Annotated in this window: 16 protein-coding genes, 1 rRNA gene and 1 pseudogene; 9 read left to right on the top strand and 9 right to left on the bottom strand. The window is 73.3% G+C overall.

Annotation, left to right across the window (positions count from 1 at the left end):
* The first annotated feature begins 2 nt into the window (after positions 1–2).
* Positions 3–119: ribosomal RNA gene (rrf, locus tag E1200_RS18800) — 5S ribosomal RNA — on the top strand.
* Positions 120–178: 59 nt separating this feature from the next.
* On the opposite strand, the gene E1200_RS18805 is transcribed toward rrf, so the two are convergent.
* Together E1200_RS18805 and E1200_RS35225 are read right to left on the bottom strand one after the other, a co-directional pair.
* On the bottom strand, positions 179–961 hold the full coding sequence (locus E1200_RS18805; RefSeq protein WP_207933420.1) for an MFS transporter: 783 nt from the start codon (positions 959–961) through the stop codon (positions 179–181).
* Positions 958–1,365, bottom strand: coding sequence for an MFS transporter (locus E1200_RS35225; RefSeq protein ID WP_207933421.1), 408 nt, complete (start codon positions 1,363–1,365; stop codon positions 958–960). Before E1200_RS35225 ends, E1200_RS18805 begins: the two co-directional genes overlap by 4 nt.
* 435 nt (positions 1,366–1,800) lie before the next feature.
* On the opposite strand from E1200_RS35225, the gene E1200_RS18810 reads away from it, so the two are divergent.
* Positions 1,801–2,007, top strand: coding sequence for a DUF397 domain-containing protein (locus E1200_RS18810; protein WP_131953351.1), 207 nt, complete (start codon positions 1,801–1,803; stop codon positions 2,005–2,007).
* 245 nt (positions 2,008–2,252) lie between these two features.
* Here the strand turns inward: E1200_RS18810 and E1200_RS18815 are convergent, their stop codons facing one another.
* The 4 genes from E1200_RS18815 to E1200_RS18830 form a co-directional block, all read right to left on the bottom strand.
* Positions 2,253–3,905, bottom strand: a complete 1,653-nt coding sequence (locus E1200_RS18815; RefSeq protein ID WP_131953352.1) for a DNA repair helicase XPB — start codon at positions 3,903–3,905, stop codon at positions 2,253–2,255.
* 162 nt (positions 3,906–4,067) lie between these two features.
* Positions 4,068–4,523: a hypothetical protein gene (locus E1200_RS18820; protein ID WP_131953353.1), complete on the bottom strand. Its 456-nt coding sequence runs from the start codon at positions 4,521–4,523 to the stop codon at positions 4,068–4,070.
* A gap of 134 nt (positions 4,524–4,657) precedes the next feature.
* Entirely contained in the window at positions 4,658–7,033 is a 2,376-nt protein-coding gene (locus E1200_RS18825) for a helicase-associated domain-containing protein (protein ID WP_131953354.1), read from the bottom strand.
* A gap of 138 nt (positions 7,034–7,171) precedes the next feature.
* A complete protein-coding gene (locus E1200_RS18830; protein ID WP_165950372.1) occupies positions 7,172–7,789 on the bottom strand; it encodes a TetR/AcrR family transcriptional regulator in 618 nt (205 codons plus the stop codon).
* Positions 7,790–7,956: 167 nt separating this feature from the next.
* On the opposite strand from E1200_RS18830, the gene E1200_RS18835 reads away from it, so the two are divergent.
* Entirely contained in the window at positions 7,957–8,439 is a 483-nt protein-coding gene (locus tag E1200_RS18835; protein WP_243708674.1) for a GNAT family N-acetyltransferase, read from the top strand.
* Positions 8,440–8,448: 9 nt separating this feature from the next.
* Here the strand turns inward: E1200_RS18835 and E1200_RS18840 are convergent, their stop codons facing one another.
* Positions 8,449–8,994 carry a hypothetical protein gene (locus tag E1200_RS18840; protein WP_131953355.1) on the bottom strand — a complete coding sequence of 182 codons (546 nt, stop codon included), beginning with the start codon at positions 8,992–8,994 and terminating at the stop codon, positions 8,449–8,451.
* A 372-nt stretch (positions 8,995–9,366) separates the two neighbouring features.
* Between E1200_RS18840 and E1200_RS34865 the strand changes: the two are divergent.
* The 3 genes and pseudogenes from E1200_RS34865 to E1200_RS18850 form a co-directional block, all read left to right on the top strand.
* Positions 9,367–9,567, top strand: a pseudogene (locus E1200_RS34865) (HAD family hydrolase); the annotation flags it as partial.
* Between the two features lie 74 nt (positions 9,568–9,641).
* Entirely contained in the window at positions 9,642–9,911 is a 270-nt protein-coding gene (locus E1200_RS34870) for a hypothetical protein (protein ID WP_243708676.1), read from the top strand.
* A gap of 188 nt (positions 9,912–10,099) precedes the next feature.
* On the top strand, positions 10,100–10,495 hold the full coding sequence (locus E1200_RS18850; RefSeq protein ID WP_131953356.1) for a cold-shock protein: 396 nt from the start codon (positions 10,100–10,102) through the stop codon (positions 10,493–10,495).
* A gap of 69 nt (positions 10,496–10,564) precedes the next feature.
* Here E1200_RS18850 and E1200_RS18855 read toward each other — a convergent pair whose 3' ends face one another.
* Entirely contained in the window at positions 10,565–12,010 is a 1,446-nt protein-coding gene (locus E1200_RS18855) for an MFS transporter (RefSeq protein ID WP_243708675.1), read from the bottom strand.
* Positions 12,011–12,254: 244 nt separating this feature from the next.
* Between E1200_RS18855 and E1200_RS18860 the strand changes: the two genes are divergently transcribed.
* The gene (locus tag E1200_RS18860) at positions 12,255–13,109 is read left to right on the top strand and encodes a DUF3027 domain-containing protein (RefSeq protein ID WP_131953357.1); all 855 of its coding nucleotides are present in this window, start codon (positions 12,255–12,257) and stop codon (positions 13,107–13,109) included.
* A gap of 75 nt (positions 13,110–13,184) precedes the next feature.
* Complete coding sequence (locus E1200_RS18865) at positions 13,185–16,172, top strand: hypothetical protein (RefSeq protein ID WP_131953363.1); 2,988 nt, start codon at positions 13,185–13,187, stop codon at positions 16,170–16,172.
* On the opposite strand, the gene E1200_RS18870 is transcribed toward E1200_RS18865, so the two are convergent.
* Entirely contained in the window at positions 16,169–16,450 is a 282-nt protein-coding gene (locus E1200_RS18870) for a DUF2530 domain-containing protein (RefSeq protein WP_131953358.1), read from the bottom strand. The genes E1200_RS18865 and E1200_RS18870 overlap by 4 nt on opposite strands.
* A 103-nt stretch (positions 16,451–16,553) precedes the next feature.
* Between E1200_RS18870 and E1200_RS18875 the strand changes: the two genes are divergently transcribed.
* Positions 16,554–17,024: a MarR family transcriptional regulator gene (locus tag E1200_RS18875; RefSeq protein ID WP_207933422.1), complete on the top strand. Its 471-nt coding sequence runs from the start codon at positions 16,554–16,556 to the stop codon at positions 17,022–17,024.
* Positions 17,025–17,300: the final 276 nt, after the last annotated feature.

The following is a 17,300-nucleotide window of genomic DNA, read 5'->3' on the forward strand; positions in this document are numbered from 1 at the left end:
CGTTCGGTGGTTTTGGCGAAGGGGAAACACCCGGTTCCATTCCGAACCCGGAAGTTAAGCTCTTCAGCGCCGATGGTACTGCATGGGAGACTGTGTGGGAGAGTAGGACGCCGCCGGACTCATATTGCAGGAAGGGCCTCGCCGTTTCGGCGGGGCCCTTCCTCATTTCTGAGTGCTTTCAGTCGTCCGGAACCACCGCGGTGGAGGCGCTTACGTGCCTCGGGTGGGCGGCGGCGATGAAGAGGGCCAGTGCGGCGATGCCGGCCATTCCCGAGAGGATGGGGAGCGGGCCGGGGCCAACGCTGTTCAGGACCATGCCGCCTACCGCTCCACCGATGGCCACACCGATGTAGGTGCCGGATGTGTTGAGAGCCAACGCCTGGGTGGCGGCAGGGCCGGCGAGCATGTGCAGCCTGGCCTGGACGGCAGGGGAGTTCCAGAACGCGGCGCCGCCCCGGATCGTCACGATGGCCAGCAGAGGAACGACTGAGATCGGACGCAGCGGCCACAGTGCCGTCAGTGCGAGCATCGCGGCGAGGAACGTTCCCACTCCGGCGATGAGCGTGCGGTCGGCGCCCCACGCGTCGGTGGCGCGTCCTCCCGCCCAGATGCCGACCATGCCGGCGACGCCGGAGCAGGCGAAGAAGAAGCCGCGGTCGGTTACGTCTGCGTTCGCGAGGGCCGCGGTGAACGGCGCCAGGTACGTCAGCAGCATCATCGACCCGAACATCAACACGACGTTGGCCAGCAGGCCGAGGGAGATGGCCGGACGGTGGAGTACGGCGAGCTGTGTTCGTACGGGCAGGGCTTTGTGCTGGCCCTCGCCCCGAGGCAACGCGGTGTAGAAGCCGAGGGCGACGAGTGCACCTCCGGCGGCCATCACCGCGAACGTGGCGCGCCAGCCCAATGCGCCGCCGATCCAGGCTCCGGCCGGGACACCGAACGCGAGGGCTCCGGTCACCCGAATGCGACGGCCGCCACGGCGCGTCCCGTCCGCTCGGGGGCGGCGAGCCGGGCGGCGGTCGCGAACATGGCGGGTGTCGCCGCGGCGGCGGCGAGCGCGGCCAGGACCCGCAGGCCCATCAATGTGGCGAACGTGGGGCTGAGCGCGGCGACGGCGTTGGCGGCGGTGAAGACGAGCGCGGACGACACCAGGAGCGTCCTGCGCGGGATGCGGGCGGTCATGACGGCGGCGGGCGGTGCGGCGACCGCCACGGTCACGGAGAAGACCGTGACGAGCTGGCCGGCCGTGCCCACGCTCACCCCGAGGGAACCGGCGATCTCGGGCAGCACACCGGCGATCACGTAGTCATCGGTGTAGAAGACGAGCGCGCCCGCTGCGAGAGCGAGCAACCAGCGAGGCATTGCTGCTCCACACGTGGGGTCCGGACCGACGGCGGAGACCACACTATGGAACGTTCCGCGGCCCTGGCCAACCGCTTTTTCGAGCAAGGATCCGGTATGTCGTCCAGTCGAACCGGCCGGTCGGCGTCGAACGGAAACGCTGTCCAGGAGGCGGAGGAGCGGCCTTTTGTGGGTGCCACGTAGGTTCCTGCACATGGTCGGCTGGACTGAAATTGGCCTGCCCGGCGGGTGGCCGAAGGACGTTCTGATTGGCAGGGGATTGGACGGGCCGCCTCTTGGGTAACGACTGCTTCGGCGAAGTCCAATATGTCGGTAGCCGTTCCAGAGCTAAGAGACACCGCTATATTTCAGATTACTGAGCAGCCGAAATTCGCCATTGTGAATGAGGGGCTCGGGCGGGGGGTAAGGGCCACCTTGATCCTTGGGAGGCAGAGGATGGACCGTCCTGCTCTCTGGCGCGCCGGCTGGCGCAAGAGTTCGTACAGCAAGGCGTCGAGTAACTGCGTGGAGGTCGCCGGTCTCCGGTCCGGCATCGGTTTTCGGGACAGTAAGGCGCCGGCAGGTCCGATGCTGGTCGCCACCGCGGCCGAATGGGCGGCGTTCGTGAACGCCGTCAAGGTCGGCGAACACGATTTCCGTTGACGTCAAGGTTCTTCGCCGGCCGGGACGTCGGGCTCCGCCTGGGTGCCGCGTCACGGTCATCTGCGGCGCCGGGGGCGTCGGCTTGGCCGCCACTTTTTCTTGGCGGATGCATTGGTTTTCGGGGACGGAACTCGTGCCAGGATCAGGAATGGGTCCTGGTGAGGATATAGGCCACGCGGGCGCCGAGTATTCGCGTGCATCGCTTGCTCGACGGCATCGCCGACGAGCAAGCGAGGAGCAGGACGTCAGATCTCGTCGCCGGCGAGGACGGTGTCGGCGTCGACGATGCGGTACGCGTAGCCCTGCTCGGCGAGGAAGCGCTGCCGGTGGGCGGCGTAGTCCTGGTCGAGGGTGTCGCGGGCGACGACGGCGTAGAAGCGGGCGCCCTGCCCGGACGCCTTGGGCCGCAGCAGCCGGCCGAGGCGCTGCGCCTCCTCCTGCCGTGACCCGAAGGCACCCGAGACCTGCACGGCGACGGACGCCTCGGGAAGGTCGATGGAGAAGTTCGCGACCTTGGACACGACGAGCACGCCGATCTCGCCCGAACGGAACGCGTCGAAGAGGCGCTCCCGTTCGCGGACGCGGGTCTCGCCCTTGATGACGGGTGCGTCCAGCAGTGCGCCGAGTTCGTCGAGCTGGTCGATGTACTGGCCGATGACGAGGGTCTGCTCGCCCCTGTGCCGCTCCACCAGCGCCTGGATCAGCTTCGTCTTGGTGTCGGTGGTGGCGCAGAAGCGGTAGCGCTCCTCGGGTTCGGCGGTCGCGTAGGCGAGGCGTTCGGAATCGGTCAGGGTGACGCGCACCTCGACGCAGTCGGCGGGTGCGATCCAGCCCTGGGCCTCCATGTCCTTCCACGGCGCGTCGTAGCGCTTGGGGCCGATGAGGGAGAACACGTCCCCTTCGCGGCCGTCCTCGCGGACGAGGGTGGCGGTGAGGCCGAGGCGGCGGCGGGCCTGCAGGTCGGCGGTCATGCGGAAGATCGGCGCGGGCAGCAGGTGCACCTCGTCGTAGACGACGAGGCCCCAGTCGCGGGCGTCGAAGAGTTCGAGGTGGGCGTAGGCGCCCTTCCGGTGCGTCGTCATGATCTGGTACGTGGCGATCGTGACGGGGCGGATCTCCTTCTTCGTGCCGGTGTACTCGCCGATCTCGTCCTCGGTGAGGGAGGTGCGGCGGAGGAGTTCCTGCTTCCACTGGTGGGCCGAGACGGTGTTGGTGACCAGGATCAGCGTGGTCGCCTCCGCGCGGGCCATGGCGGCGGCGCCGACGATGGTCTTGCCGGCGCCGCAGGGGAGCACGACGACGCCGGAGCCGCCGTGCCAGAACGTGTCGGTGGCCTCCCGCTGGTAGGAGCGCAGCTCCCAGCCGTCCTCGACGAGGGAGATCGCGTGCGCCTCGCCGTCCACGTACCCGGCGAGGTCCTCGGCGGGCCAGCCGAGTTTGAGCAGCGCCTGCTTGAGGGCGCCGCGCTCGCTCGGGTGGACGGCGACGGCGTCGTCGCCGACCCGGTCGCCGATCATCCCCTTGACCTTCTTGGCGCGCAGCACCTCCTCCAGGACCGAGCGGTCGGAGGACGACAGGACGAGCCCGTGCAGCGGGTCCTTCTCCAGCCGCAGCCGCCCGTACCGGGCCATGGTGTCGGCGACGTCCACCAGCAGCGCGTGCGGGACGGGGTACCGGGAGAACCGGATCAGCGTGTCGACGACCTGCTCGGCGTCGTGGCCGGCGGCGCGGGCGTTCCACAGGGCGAGCGGCGTCACCCGGTAGGTGTGGACGTGCTCGGGCGCCCGTTCGAGCTCGGCGAACGGTGCGATCTCCTTGCGGCAGGCGTCGGCCAGGTCGTGGTCGACCTCCAGCAGCAGCGTCTTGTCGGACTGGACGATGAGCGGACCGTCGGTCAAAGCGAGAGCCCCCGTCGGAATTCGGTGATCGGTGCCGGTCCGGCCGGGCACCGCCCGTGCACGCTACCCCAGGGAAGCGGCACGTGGCCCGCACCGGATGCGGCCACCGGATCCAACGCCGCGCGCGCCCGCGTTATTGCGTCCCGCCGCGTGACCGAGGGGTCAGTACGAGTCGTAGCCGTTCGTCTCGGCGAGGACGACCACGAAGACGTAGATGATGAGGCCGATGATGCCGAGGACGATGGACGCGCCGAACAGCACCCAGCTCCACACGGTCAGCCTCCGCGCGGACTCGGGGTCGGAGTGCACCCGGCCCATCGCGATGGCGGAGGTGATGACGCCGGGGATGGACAGCACGCCGCAGCACAGCACCACCATGACGATGTTGCAGACGAGGGCCGCGACCGTGGATCCGTTGCCGGACTGCGACGTGGGCACCCCGGGCGGCCCGTAGCCGGCATTGGGGTAGCCGCCGCCGTACGCGCTTCCGCCGTACGCGCCGCCGCCGTACGGGTCGGTGCCGTAGGGATCGCCGCTCTTGGGATCGCCGCTCCAGCCCTGCGATCCGCCGTACGGATCCTGCCAGCCGGGCGGCGGGCTTCCTCCGTATCCGCTCACGGATCGTCTCCTCTCGCCCTAGCTGTACCCAATACGACCGAGCCGTCGGATACAGGGTTCCATCGCGTCCGGAACCGGACAGCGCTTTCACCGATCTCTTCATCCAATGGAGACGCGGGGCGGCGGAGTGCGCGTCAAGGGGCGGGGTCGTCGTCGAGCTCGGACACGCCGGTGATGCGGTGGAGGGCGAAGCGGTGCACGGCGGCGCGGGTGGCGTCGTAGCCGGTGAGGAAGCCGCCCTCGACGCGGACCGGTTCCACGATGCGGCTGGACGCCTGGCCCTGCTGGTCGAGGTAGCCGATCCAGACGCGCCCGCCGCGTTCGACGGCGGCGCGGAGGCGGTCGATCGTGGCCATCGCGGGCGACCGGGGCGGTTCGCCGGCCGGGGCGTCGGCGCGCAGCCGGGCCTGCTCGGCGCCGAGCGCCGACGCCTCGTCGCCGGCCCGCAGGGCGCGGACGGCGGCGGTGAGCATGGCGGCGTCGGTGCGCTCCGCCGGCCGGATCCGGACGATCTCGGCGGTCGGCGGGGGCTTGGCGCGCTGCGCGTCCGGGCGGGTCACGATTACTCCGCCGCCGGGCGCCTCGGCGACCGGCGCGAGGCCCATCGCGCGCAGCCCGTCGAGGAGGTCGGCCCGCTGCAGCCCGGACGCGAGGACCGTCGGCGCGAGGCGGTGCAGCCGCAGCGCGTCCGAGCGGCGGTCGGCGAGGATCTCGTCGAGCGTGCTGGACGAGTCGGTCCGGACGTAGGACGCGAGGGCCCCCACGCGCAGGTGGCCGTGCCGGCGGGCGACGTCGTCGATGAGGTAGGTGAGCGGCTGCGGCAGCGGGGTCGCCGAGTGCCGGGCCAGCAGGTCGGTGACGTCGGCGGCGGTCCGCCCGGCGTCGAGGGCGCGGCGGATCGACTCGGGCGTGAAGCGGTACACGGTGGCGCCGCCGGTGGACTCGACGTCGGCGGCGAGGGCGAGCTCGCGGGCGAGGTCGGTGACCAGGGGGCCGGGCGCGATCGCGGTGAGGTCGGCCTGGATGACGATCTCGTCGACGGGTGCGGGGAGGTGCTTCTCCAGCCGGGGCTCGGGATCGTCGCCGGCGAGCAGGTCGCGGGCGAAGGGGGCGAGCTCCCCGAAGCCGGTGAAGCCGAGGGCGGCGGCCTCGCGCAGCGTCCAGCCGAGGACGCGGTCGCGCAGCGGGCCGCCGCGCCGCGGCCGCAGCCACGCGAGCCGGGCGCGCACCGCGGGCTCGGCGACGGCGCCGCCGGGGGCCGCGTCCGCGAGGATCTCCAGCACCGCGCGGCGGGTGGCCGGGGCGCTGCCGCGCACCATCGACTCGCTCAGCGCGTTGATGAGCCGGTCGCGGTCGTCGCGTTCCCCGGCGAGCCCGGCGGCCCGGTCGGACTTCAGCCAGCCGTGCGCGAGCTCGGTCCAGCGGCCGGCGGTGTCGCGCATGAGCCACAGGTCGTAGGCGGGGGTGGGCAGCCATTCGCCGTCGAGGTCGCCGCTGCGGGTCAGCAGCCCGGCCGCGTACGCGACCTCGACGAGCAGCGCGGCGTGCCATTCGGGGACGTCCAGCAGCGTGGCCGCGGCGCGCAGGTCGCGGACGGCGAGGCCGCCGCTGCGCAGGACCGGGGGCGGGTCGAGGCCCCAGCGCTCCAGCAGCTCCTCGATGAGCCGGACGGTCGCCGCCGCCTCGCCCGCCGCGGCGCGCACGACGACCTCCTCGCCGCGGGGGGCGCCCGCGGGCGTCAGCGGCGGCGGCTCCGCCGGGACGTCCCGGAACAGGCGCCCGCCGCGCAGGTGCAGCGCGACCTCCCGGGGGAGGGTGACGGTGCGGTCGTCCTCGGCGGCGAGGAGGCCGCGGGCGAGGAGCCGCTCGACCGGGCTGCCCGCGGTGGCGGTCCGGACGGGCCGGCGCGCGTCGGCGACCCGCCCGACCGGCGGGCCCCACGCCAGGGCGTCGAGGGCGGCGCGCGCCTCCGGGCCGGCGTCGTCGATGAGCGGGCCGGGATCGGCCAGCAGCTCGGTGAGGCGCCCCAGGAGCCGCGCGGAGTCGGCGAACCCGCGCGGCGCCGTCCCCTCCAGATCGGTGATCAGGTCGATGAGCCGTTCCGGCGGGTAGCCGGCGAACGCGTCCCGGGCGGGCGGGCCGAGGCCCGCGGGGTGCGGCAGGCCGTGCCGGACGCCGGGCGCCGTGTTCAGCGTCCCGTTCCCCCAGGCCAGCCCGTACCGCCGGAGCGTGTCGAGCGCGCCGCCGACCCGGTCGGGGGTGGCGGAGATCGCGTCGGCGACGGGCCCCGGGCCGTCCGCGGCGGGCAGCACCAGCAGCGCCTCCAGGACGGCGAGCGTGAACCGGTCCAGCCGGTCGAGGGCGCGGGAGACGGCGGCGGGCGTCGCGGCGCGGGCGGCGAGCGCGGTCAGGTCGGCGGGGACGGGGGCGAGCAGCTCGGGACGCGCGGACAGCAGCGCGCGAAGCTCGTCATCGCCTCGCGCGCGCAACCAGTCCGCATACGTTTCCATGCCGATCCCCAACTTTAGGTGGCGCACGCCGCCCGCACTGGGCCCCTCAAGGTTAGGAGCACGAACCACCTGCTCGGATCGCGGGTCGCAGGAGGCGCCGGGCGTCCGCCGGGAGGCGGGGGCGGCCGGTTCCGCGGGTCAGGAGGCGGGGGTGGGTTCCAGGTGCATCAGCCCGAGGCCGAGCCGCGCCCAGCCCTCCACGAACCGCTTCTCGTCGATGCGCTTCGGCGGCTCGTACATCGACTCGTTGGCCAGCCAGTAGTTCACGACCGCCCCGCCGAGGATCGAGGCGATGGCGGCCCAGTCCTCGTCGGCGCCGTCGAACTCCGGCTGCGACTCCAGCCAGGTGGCGATGCCGTCGTACAGCGGGTTGACGATGCCCTCGCGCATCTCCGCGACGAGGTGGGGGAACTGGTCGAGGTCGCGGAACAGCACCCGGATGAGGTCCTGCTCCTCGCGCATCTTCGCCAGCCCCGCCTGGCACGTCATCTGGAGCCGCGTCTCCAGCGGGCGGCCCTCGTAGACGGCCGCCTGGTCGAGGATGGTGTTGATCTGCTTGCGGGTCCGCTCGATGTGCTCGCGGATGGCGGAGGCGAGCACCTCCTCCTTCGACCGGAAGTGCCGGTAGAGCCCGCCCGCGCCCGGTGACAGGCCGGCGGCCGCCTCGATCTCGGCGACCGAGGTCGCCGCGTAGCCGCGGTCGGCGAAGAGCCGGAGCGATTCGGCCACGATCCGGTCGCGCGTAGGTGTCGTCATGGTGATGAAGCCTCCGTGAGAACACTAAGGCATCGGCGACCTGCGGGGCTCCCGCGTGCCCGCGGCACGCCCGAATTCGTGATCCGGCTCGGATCCGGCCGGGGGCGACTAGAGTCTCAGTCCTCCGCGCCCCGTCGCCGGAAGGGGCCGTCTCGGAGAGGTCGACGATGTTCATGTCTCCGCGGAAGGCGGCCGACGGAGCCTTCCTGCCCGAGGACTTCGTGGTACCCACGCTGGTCGCCGGTCCCCGGTTCCAGATCCGCCCCATCACCGTCCACGACGTCGTCAAGGACTACGGCGCGGTGATCGGCAGCCTGGAGCGGCTCGCCGGGCGCTTCGGGCCCGAGTGGGGCTGGCCCGACCGCGAGTTCACCTTCGAGCAGGCCCTCATAGACGTCGCCTGGCTGCAGAAGGAGGGGCAGCTGCGGCGCTCGTTCAGCTACGTCGTCATCACGCCGGACGGGGAGCGCCAGCTCGGCCGCATCCACGTCGCCCCGTCCGATCGGCCGGATGCGGACGCGGTCGTGGTGTTCTGGGTCCGCGCCGACGAGGAGAACTCCGCCCTGGAGAAGGAGCTGGAGGAGTTCGTCCGCGAGTGGGTGCAGACCGCCTGGCCCTTCGACGAGGTGCGCTTCCCCGGCCGCGACTAGCCCAGGCGGCTAGCCCAGGCGGCGGGCCAGGCCCGTCAGCAGGCGGCCCGTCACCAGGTAGACGAGGGCGGCGAGGCCGTAGTTGACGGCTACCGCCATCTTGGGGTCGTCCGGCTGGAAGATGTCCTTGAACTGCCAGGACAGGCCGGCGGCGCGGTCGCCGAACCAGCTGACGATGCCGTTGGCCGTGTTCGCCTCGAAGACCGCGAACACGATGTGCACGGCGAGGATCAGCACGACGACCGTGGTGACCACGGAGATCACCGTGGCGAGGACGTCGGCGGTGCGGCGGCGGGCCGCGGTGAACGAGCGCCGGGCCCGCGGGGCGCGGTGCTCGCCGCCGGGTTGGGTACGGGTCGCCGTCTGTCCGCCCGCCGTCTGTCCGCCCACCTGGTGGCCGCCCGTGGCCGGGCCCGTGGTCGGTCCGCCCGTGCTCGGTCCGCCCGTGGTCGGTCCGCCCGTGCTCGGTCCGCCCGTGGTCGGTCCGTCGGTGGTGGTGGGGGTGCCGGCCGCGGCCGGGGTCTGGTCCGGCGGCCGGTCGGGGTTCTCTGTCACTGCGGCCTCCTCCGGCCTGGGGAATCACCGGCGGACTGATCGTCTTTTTGCTTCGGGTGGGCTGTTCGAGTCCTGTGTTTTCCCTGGTCGAACGGTTTGTGGGTGGGGGGTCGGGTATATCGCCGGTACGGGAGGCCGTTCCCCAGGACCGGGCAACCAGTCCCGGTCACAACAGAACGGTTCCCGCGCGAAAGTGCCCGCGTTCTCCTACTCGGATCCCGTCGCATCGCCACTACCAGGAGAGCGCGGGTCTTCGCGTGTGTCCAGCCCCCTACCCTGTGAGGCGTGCTCGACCTCGATCATGCCGCTCCCCTCGCCGTCGGTTTCGACCTCGACCTGACCCTGGCCGACACCAGGGCGGGCATCGCCGCCGTGTACGCGGCGCTCGCCGCGGAGACCGGCGTCGCCATCGACACCGGGCTGGTCGTGCGCCGCATCGGCCCACCGCTGGAGGACGAGCTCGCCCACTGGTTCCCGGCGGACGAGGTACCCGCGATGGCGGCGCGCTACCGGGCCATCTACGCCGACATCGCGATACCGCGGACCGTCCTCATGCCCGGGGCCGTCGCCGCGCTGGACGCGGTGCGCGCCAGGGATGGGCGGGTGGTCGTCGTCTCGGGCAAGAACCAGGCGACACCGAGCGGACCGTGGCGTACCTGGGCCTGGAGGTGGACGCCGTGGTGGGCGGCCTGTTCGGTACGGGCAAGGGCGTGGCCCTGCGCGAGCACGGCGCCGGCGCCTACGTCGGCGACCACACCGGCGACGTGGACGCCGCGCGGGCGGCCGCGGCGCTGGCGGTGGGCGTCGCGACGGGCCCGTTCGACGCGGCGGCCCTCACCGCGTACGGGGCGGACGTCGTCCTGCCGGATCTGGTGGCCTTCCCGGAGTGGCTGGAGTCGTTCCCGGCGCCTGTATGACCAGGTAGTCACAGTGGGCGGGGCGGGTCCCGTCCGCAGCGGTAATGAGGTGCCCCCGCCGGGCGTCCGGGATAGCTTCGTACAAGGGCCTCGCGGGCCGCCGGGAAGCCACCCCTCCGTGTACACCGGCGCGTGGTGAGGCACTAATCTTGAGGGCGATTCAGGACGATTACCGAACGAGGTCTCCGGTGCCGACTGGCAAGGTCAAGTGGTACGACTCCGACAAGGGGTTCGGCTTCCTCACGCGCGACGACGGCGGTGAGGTCTTCGTGCATTCCTCGGCGCTGCCGAGCGGGGTCACCGCGCTCAAGCCCGGCCAGCGCATCGAGTTCGGCGTGGTCGAGGGGCGCCGGGGCCAGCAGGCGCTCCAGGTCAGGGTCCTGGAGTCGCTGCCGTCGGTCGAGAAGACCATCGCCAAGCAGCGGCGCAAGAAGCCCGACGAGATGGTCGTGATCACCGAGGACCTCATCAAGCTGCTGGACGGGATCTCCAACACCTACCGGCGCGGCAAGCACCCCGCCCCGGCGGAGGCGAAGAAGATCGCGACCGTGCTGCGGGCGGTCGCCGACGACCTGTCGCCCTGACCGTCGCCCTGACCGTCGCCCTGATCGTTGCACTGACCCCCGTCCCGAGCGTCGTCCCGACCCCGGCCGTCAGGAGCGCAGCCCCGGGTGCGCGTCCTTGACCGCGGCGGCGTGGCGGGGACGGTGGGCGCCGCGCTGGCGCCCGGCCTGCCGCGACAGCAGCAGGGCCAGCGCGACGGCGAGCGCCGCGGCGACGAAGGCGAGCGCGATCCGCCCGTCCGCGACGATCGACATGCCGAGGCCGAGCAGCCCGCCGAGCACCCAGGAGAGCTGGTGCAGCGTCTCGGAGACCGCGAAGGTCGACGAGCGCATCTCCTCGCCGATCTCGCGCTGCACCACCGCGTCCATCGACAGCTTCCCGAGCACCTGGCCGAGCCCCGCCGCCGTCGCCACCGCGAGCGCCGCCCACAGCCCGAAGAAGGCCGCGCCGACGGCGGTGACGACCGTGACGGACGCCAGCGTCGCCGAGACGATCAGCCGGGGCGCCCGCGCCTTCATGTAGGCGCCGAGCGCCGTGCCCGCGAGGCCGCCCGCGCCGGCGCACGCCGCCAGCAGGCCGAGCGCCACGTGGTGGGACACCGGGTCGAACCGCTGCTGGCGGAGCAGGAACGCCAGGTAGATGATCAGGAAGCCGGAGAAGGCGCGCAGCACCGCGTTCGCCTGCATCGCCTCCGCCACGACCGGGCCCACGCGCGGGAGCGTCCGCCAGTGCCTCGCGGTCTTCCCCGGCGGCCCCGGCTCGGCCCCGGGGTCGGCTGCCGGGTCCGTCGCGGGGGCGTTCTCCGGTGACGGGTCGGCGTCCGGGATGTCGACCTCGCGGGGCAGCCGCAGCGTGAACACGACGCCGAGCAGGAAGATCACTGTGCCGATCCGCAGCACCCAGCCGGGGCCGATGAGCACGGCGAGGCCCGCGGCGATCGGGGCGGTGACCGACGCGGCGATCAGGCCCGCGAACGCGCAGCGCGCGTTCGCCGTCACCAGCGAGATCTCCGAGGGCAGGACACGGGGCGTCACTGCGGCCCGCAGCACCCCGAACGCCTTGGACAGCACGAGGACGCCGAACGCGGCGGGCAGGAACGTGACCTGGTCGCCGTGCGGGAGCGCGCTCGCCATCCCCCAGCACAGCAGCGCGCGCATGACGAACGTGCTCGCGATCGCGTACCGGCGGACGTGCCGCGCCCGGTCGAGCGCCGGGCCGATCAGCGGGGCGACCAGCGCGAACGGCGCCATCGTGACGATGAGGTAGAGGGCGACCTGGCCGCGCGCCTGGTTGACGTCCAGGCCGAAGAACAGCGTCCCGGCGAGCGCGACGGTGAGCATCGCGTCGCCCGCGGAGTTGAACGCCGACGACTCGATCAGGCTGCCGAGGCCGCTGCGCCCGGCGCCCTGGGCGTGGGTGACGCGGCGGGTCAGCCGGCCCGTCCCCAGCAGCATGGAGCGCGCGCGCCGCAGCGCCCGCGCCGTCTTCCCGGCACCGGCGCGCGCGGCCCGCCCGAACGGTGTCCGGTCACCCATGCGCCCTGATCTCCCCCTGCGTCCCCAGGCCGACGGTACGTGCCGGGGCTCTGCAGCGCCTCCGACTGAGGGTACGTTCCCCGCCGGGAGACCGGCTCACCCCCGTGATCGGCGCCGCAGCCGTGCCGCAACCGTGCCGCGGCCGTGCCGCAACCGTGCCGCGGCCGTGCCGGAGGCGTGCCGCGCGGCCCGCCGATCGGCCCCGGGGGTCCGGACACGTCGTTCCATGGGCGAGAATTGACGGGTGAGCCCTTCGCGTCAGACCAGTCCCGCGCGTTCCGCCGCCCCGGGCGCCGCCTCCGGGCCCGCCCGCCGGTCCCGGACGCCCGCCGTCGACGCCGCCTGCGCCGAGGCGGTCGACCTCGCCCGCGACGCCGCGGAGGAGACCGCGTGGCCCCAGCCGGTCGGTGACCACCTCGGCCTGCGCGCCGAAGGCGACCGCGTGGTCACGCACTATTTCGAGTGTCTCGACCCCGCCTACGCGGGGTGGCGCTGGTCGGTCAGCGTGACGCGGGCGGCCCGCGCCAAGAACGTCACCGTCAGCGAATGCGTGCTGCTCCCCGGGGAGGACGCGCTGCTCGCCCCGCAGTGGGTGCCCTGGCTGGACCGGCTGCGCCCCGGCGACCTCGGCCCCGGCGACCTGCTGCCGACCGCGCCCGACGACGCCCGGCTCGCGCCCGGCTACACGCAGGTCGACGAGCGCGGCGACCGGCAGGCCCAGTGGGAGCCGGGCCTCGGCCGCGTCCGGGTGCTGTCCCGGCTGGGCCGCGACGAGGCCGCCGAGCGCTGGTACGACGGCGTCGGGGGCCCGCGCGCCCCGATCGCGATGTCCGCGCCGGCGCAGTGCTCCACCTGCGGCTTCTACGTCGCGCTGGCCGGGGAGCTGCGGCAGCTCTTCGGGGTGTGCGCGAACGAGTACGCGCCCGACGACGGGCGCGTCGTGTCGGCCGACCACGGCTGCGGCGCCCACTCCGAGGCGGTGTCGATCCCGGCGGCGTCCGAGCACGGCCCGCCGGTCGTGGACGAACTGGACTACGAGGTCTTCCCCTCCGGCGAGGACGTGGCGCTCCTCGACGACGAGGCCCTCGGCCATAGCTGACCTGTGGCCGGCCCGATGAGGGACGACGCCGTGCCGGATGATGCCGTGCGGGAAGACGCTGTGCGGGATGACGCCGTGCGGGACGGGGATCCGTTCCGGACGCGGGAGCTTCGCGAGCGGGTGCTGCGTGCCTGGAGCGAGTCGCCCGCCAGGTTCCGCGAGGACGCCAACACCGAGGAGGACTTCGCCCTCGGCGGCTACCGCGACCGTGTCGTGGTGGAGCTGGCGCAGAACGCCGCCGATGCCGCGTTGCGCGCCGCCGTTCCTGGGCGCCTCCGCTTGAGCCTGCGCACGGATGGTCCCGAGCCCGTGCTTACCGCGGCGAACGCCGGGGCGCCGCTGGACGGGGCCGGTGTGGAGGCGCTGTCGACGCTGCGGGCGTCGTCCAAGCGCGGCGACGCCGGTTCGGCGGGGCGGTTCGGTGTCGGGTTCGCCGCGGTCGTGGCCGTCAGCGACCGGCCGGCCATCGCGTCCCGGACCGGTGGCGTGGCCTGGTCGCGGGAGCAAGCCCGTGAGCTGGTGGAAGGCGTCCCCGGGCTCGCGGACGAGCTGGCGCGGCGCGGTGGGCACGTCCCGCTGCTGCGGTTGCCGTTCGCGCTCGGTGACGCGGAGTCGCCGGACGTCCCGGCGGGGTTCGACACGGTCGTGCGGCTGCCGTTGCGCGGGGACGCGGTGGAGTCCGTCCGGCGGCAGCTTGAGCAGGTCGGTGCGGCGCTGATGCTGGCCCTGCCCGCGCTGGAGAGCGTTGCGGTCGATGTCGACGGGGACGTCCGCGAGCTGACCGCCGAGCGGCGTGACGCGGGCGAAGTGGTCATCGACGGGGGAGTGTGGCGGACGGCCGAGGCGCATGGGGAGATCCCTGCGGCGCTTCTGGAAGACCGTCCGGTGGAGGAGCGGGAGCGGCCGTTCTGGCAGATTCGCTGGGCCTTGCCAGAGGACGGTCTACCGGCGGGCATGCCCGGCGTCCTGCACGCGCCCACGCCCAGCGACGAACGGCTCGATCTGCCCGCGTTGCTCATTGCGTCGTTCCCACTGGCACCTGACCGGCGCCATGTCGCACCGGGTCCGCTGACCGACTTCCTTGTGGAGCGGGCGGGAGAGACCTACATCCGGCTCCTGGGCGGGCTTGCGGTGTCCCCCCGGGTGCTCAGGCTCGTGCCGGGCCCCGTTGGGGCGGGTGAGCTGGACGCGAAGATCCGCCGGGGCATCCGGGAGCGCCTGCCCGAAGCGCCGCTGCTTCCGCACCGCACGCGCGGGCGGGACGCCGTCGCGATGGACGCGCCGGCCCCCTTCATCGAGTTCCTCGCCCATGGTGGAGAGCCCGGTGACGAGGGCGTGGTGGTGACCGGGCTGCTTCCGCCGGAGTGGCCCGCGAAGGACCCGGCGCTCGCCGCGCTCGGCGTCCGGCGGGTCGAACTCGCCGACGTGATCGATGAGCTGGCCGCTGTGGACCGGGAACCGGCGTGGTGGCACCGGCTCTACGGGACGCTCGGCGAGGCCGCCAGAGACGCTCTCGGCGCCCTCCCGGTACCGCTGGCGGGTGACGCGGGACGGATCGTCCGCGGGCCGCGGGGCCTGTTGATCGCCGACGGCGTCGATCCCGGCGGGCTGGACGCGCTGGGGCTGCGGTTCGTCCATCCCGAGGCGGTGCATCCGCTGCTGTCCCGGCTCGGGGCCGTCGACGCGGGGCCGCGGGCCGTGCTCGGCGACGCCGCCGTCCGGGCCGCCGTCGCGGAGTCGTTCGACGCGGACGACCCCGACGCGGTCGCGGAGGCGGTGCTCGGCCTGGTCGCGGCGGCGCGCATCGACCCTGGCGAGGAGAGCTGGCTGGCCGACCTCGCCCTGCCCGGCGACGACGGGGACCTCTACGCCGCGGGTGAGCTGCTTCTGCCGGAGAGCCCGCTGCGTGACGTCATGGCCGACGACGCCCCCTTCGGAGTGGTCGACGGCGAGCTGCTGGAACGGTGGGGCGCGGAGGTCCTCGCGGCCACCGGTGTCCTGGACGGATTCGCCCTCGCTCAGGGCGAGGACGTCAACCTCACAGGGCTCGCCGACCAGGCGGAGACCCTCGAACTGGACGACGAGGACCTCTGGGCAGACGACGTCCTAAGGCGGATCGGCCCGCAGGACCTCCCGCCCCTCGTCCCGGAGTTCACCGCCGTCCGGGACCTGGAACTCGTCGACGACTGGGCGGCGGCGCTGCGCCTCCTCTCGGGACCTCCATGGCGAGCGGCGGTCGTCGATCCGGCGCACGTGACCCTGCACAACGGGCGCCGCGTGGCGGTCCCGTCCTATACGGCGTGGTGGCTGAGCCGTCGTCCCGTCCTGGACGGCCGTCGCCCCGGCGAATTCCACCTAGGCGGAGATGAGTCCCTGGCAGGGCTCTACGACATCGCGCCAGAGGGCTTGGACGAGCGTCTCCTGCTCGCCCTGGGCGTCCGTACGTCGCTGGACGATCTGCTCACCGAGCCCGGGGGCGCCCAAGAGCTGCTCGACCGCCTGGGCGACCCGAACCGGTCCGTTCCCCGCGCCCATCTGGGTGAGCTGTGGACGGCCCTGGCCGACACCCCCGAGGCCGTGGTCGAACCCCCGGAGCATGTGCGTGCGGTCGTGGACGGCAAGGTCGAGGTCGTTGATGCGGCAGACGCCCTCGTCCTGGACGGCCCGGACGTCCTGCCCCTACTGCAAGGCCAGCCGCTCGTCATCGCCGCACAGGGCAGACACGAACGCCTTGCAGAACTGCTCGACCTGCCCCTGGCGGGCGATGAGGTGCCGGGGGCCGTGCAGTCGCAGGGGGAGAAGCGTGCCGTGCCGGACGCGGTCACGGCCGTCCTGCCGGAAGCCCCCGCCCAGTACATCGCGCACGAACGCCTCATCGTGGACGGCCAGGACGTGCCCTGGTGGACGCGGGACGGTGAAATGCACGCGAGCGGGACCGGCGGCCTCGCACGGGCACTCGCGTGGTCCACGGAGAACTGGGCCGACCGGCTCCTGGTCGAAGCCGTCCTCCGGGCCCCGGAGACCCTGCCGCGTCTCCTGGCCGAAGCCGACCTTGAGCCCTAGCCCGCCGTCTCCTGGTCCTGTTCCTCCTGCCGTGCGGTCTCTTGCCGTGCGGTCTCCTGCCGGGCGCGGGCGGCCTGCAGCCTGGGGACGTACCACATGGCGAACAGCCCGATCCCGATTCCGGCGACGCACACCCAGAGCCACCAGCGGTCGTCTGAGGGAAGCCCCACGATGAGCAGCACGACGAGCGCCACCGCCCAGGCGACCGTGCCCGCCGCCGCGATCCGGACGTCGTTGGTCTTCATCGGCGGCGGGTCGGGGCGGCGCGGTGGGGTCATGCGGCCAGGTTACGTTGCGGTCGCGGGGTGCGGTCGCGGGGTGCCTCGAGTGCGGTCGCTCGGCGCGGCGTGGCAGCATGGGCGGCACGGGAGAAGAATGACGATGACAACGCAACCGGCCCGCGGACGCGCGCCGTCCGTGCCGGGCCTCGCCGAAGAGCTGCGCATCTCGATCGCGCGGCTCTCGCGCAGGCTGCGCACGCTCCGGCCGCCGGCCGCGGGCGACGCCGCCCGCAGCCCGCTGTCGGTCACCCAGCTCGCCGCACTCGCCGCGCTCGAACGGCACGGCTCGATGACGCCGCGCGAGCTGGCCGACCACGAGAAGGTGCAGCCGCCCTCGATGACGCGCGTCATCGCCTACCTGGAGGAGCGCCGGCTCGTCGCGCGCCGCCCGCACCCCACGGACGGGCGCCAGGTCGTGCTGAACGCGACCGAGGAGGGCGTCGCCCTCCTCGCGGACGAGCGGCGCCGCAAGGAGGCGTGGCTGGCCATGAGGCTCGGCGAGCTGACGGAGGAGGAGCGGGAGATCCTCCGCCAGGCCGCGCCGATCATCGACAGGCTCAGCCGTTCCTGACCCTTGCGGAGGGTCGGGGCCGTGTTCGACCGCGGTGTTCGACCGCGGTGTTCGACCGCGGTGTTCGACCGCGGTGTTTGGCGGAATGCGTCCCGGGCGATTATCGTTAGCGCTGGTAATGACTTCTGCTAACGGTGGACACGGCGAGCCCGGCGGGACCGCACGGCGCGGCGTCCGCGGGCGGCGGCCGGCGCGCATGGTCCGTGCGGCCGCCCGCTCCGCGTCCCCGGCGGCCGTGCGCACCCGCCGGACGCCCGCCGCACCGCAGCCCCGCAC

This window comes from Actinomadura sp. GC306 (assembly GCF_004348665.1).
GTDB lineage: Bacteria > Actinomycetota > Actinomycetes > Streptosporangiales > Streptosporangiaceae > Spirillospora.

Bases quoted from the DNA above. Each gene is read 5' to 3' on its own strand.
- E1200_RS35225 (WP_207933421.1), bottom strand. From the start codon at position 1,365: ATGCCTCGCTGGTTGCTCGCTCTCGCAGCGGGCGCGCTCGTCTTCTAC.
- E1200_RS18810 (WP_131953351.1), top strand. From the start codon at position 1,801: ATGGACCGTCCTGCTCTCTGGCGCGCCGGCTGGCGCAAGAGTTCGTAC.
- E1200_RS18825 (WP_131953354.1), bottom strand. From the start codon at position 7,033: ATGGAAACGTATGCGGACTGGTTGCGCGCGCGAGGCGATGACGAGCTT.
- E1200_RS18830 (WP_165950372.1), bottom strand. From the start codon at position 7,789: ATGACGACACCTACGCGCGACCGGATCGTGGCCGAATCGCTCCGGCTC.
- E1200_RS18835 (WP_243708674.1), top strand. From the start codon at position 7,957: ATGTTCATGTCTCCGCGGAAGGCGGCCGACGGAGCCTTCCTGCCCGAG.
- E1200_RS18855 (WP_243708675.1), bottom strand. From the start codon at position 12,010: ATGGGTGACCGGACACCGTTCGGGCGGGCCGCGCGCGCCGGTGCCGGG.
- E1200_RS18870 (WP_131953358.1), bottom strand. From the start codon at position 16,450: ATGACCCCACCGCGCCGCCCCGACCCGCCGCCGATGAAGACCAACGAC.
- E1200_RS18875 (WP_207933422.1), top strand. From the start codon at position 16,554: ATGACAACGCAACCGGCCCGCGGACGCGCGCCGTCCGTGCCGGGCCTC.